Raw genomic sequence first — 1,454 nt, forward strand, 5'->3', positions numbered from 1 at the left:
GTGTCGGCCGTGCTGCGGCCGAAGGCCGATGCCGCGTGGAACCTGCACCAGGCGACCAAGGATCTCGACCTGACGGCGTTCGTCCTCTTCTCCTCCGTCTCCGGCGTCTTCGGCGGCCCCGGCCAGGCGAGCTACGCGGCCGGCAACGCCTACCTCGACGCGCTCGCCCAGCACCGCCGTTCGCTGGGTCTGCCCGGCGTCTCGATGGCCTGGGGCCCGTGGACCCAGGACGGCGGCATGACCGGCACCCTGAGCGAGGTCGACCTGCACCGCATCGCCCGCTCGGGCATGCCGGAGCTGACCCCCGCCCTGGGCGCTGCCCTGTTCGACGCCGCCACAGCGGTGGACCAGGCTCTGGTCCTGCTCGTACGCTTCGACCTCGCCGTACTCCGGGCCCGGGGCGAGGTCCCGCCTCTGCTGCGCGGCCTGATCCGTGGCCGGCTCCGGCGGGCAGCGGCGGGCGCCGGTCCGGCCGTTGGCCTGGTCGAGCGGCTGGCCGGCCAGGGCCAGGAGGATCGGCGCTCGACGCTGCTTTATCTGGTGCGCAGCCAGATCGCTCTGGTGCTCGGACACGTGGACGGTTCGGTTGTCGACTCCTCGCGGGCCTTCCAGGATCTCGGGTTCGACTCGCTGACGGCGGTGGAGCTGCGCAACCGGCTCCGTACGGTGACGGGTCTTCAGCTGTCGGCGACCCTGGTGTTCGACTACCCGACGGCCGATGCATTGGTGCGCCACATCCTGGGCGAACTCTTCGACGGCCAACCTGAGCTGTCGGTTCCGGTGACTCCTCAGCCGATGGCGGCGGACAACCCGGTGGTGATCGTCGGCATGGCCTGCCGCTACCCCGGCGGGGTCGGCTCCCCCGATGACCTGTGGCGCCTGGTCGCAGCGGGCGAGGACGCCGTCGGTTCCTTCCCCACCGACCGTGGCTGGGAGGTGGAGTCGCTCTACCACCCGGACCCTGAGCACGCGGGCACCTCCTACACCCGCTCGGGTGGATTCCTGTACAACGCGGGGGAGTTCGACCCGGAGTTCTTCGGGATGAGCCCCCGCGAGGCGCTGGCCACGGACGCTCAGCAGCGGCTGCTGCTTGAGACCTCCTGGGAGGCGTTCGAGCGGTCGGGGATCGATCCGGTCACCCTGCGCGGCAGCCGGACGGGCGTCTTCGCGGGCGTGATGTACACCGACTACCGCGATCTGCTGCACGGAGAGGAGTTCGAGGGCTTCCGAGGCAACGGAAGCGCCCCGAGCATCGCCTCCGGCCGGGTCTCCTACACCTTCGGCTTCGAGGGTCCGGCGGTGACGGTGGATACGGCGTGTTCGTCGTCGCTGGTGGCGATGCACCTGGCTGCGCAGGCCCTGCGGAGTGGTGAGTGCTCGCTCGCGCTGGCGGGTGGTGTGACGGTGATGTCGACGCCTTCGACCTTTGTGGAGTTCAGTCGGCAGGGTGGTCT

1 protein-coding gene is annotated in these 1,454 nt (G+C 70.6%); it reads left to right on the forward strand.

The window, feature by feature from the left end:
• The coding region (locus tag AB0K43_RS31425) for a beta-ketoacyl synthase N-terminal-like domain-containing protein (RefSeq protein WP_363645826.1) at window positions 1-1,454 on the forward strand (1,454 nt) is incomplete at both ends.

It is taken from the genome of Kitasatospora sp. NPDC049258, assembly GCF_040678895.1.
Taxonomy (GTDB): domain Bacteria; phylum Actinomycetota; class Actinomycetes; order Streptomycetales; family Streptomycetaceae; genus Kitasatospora.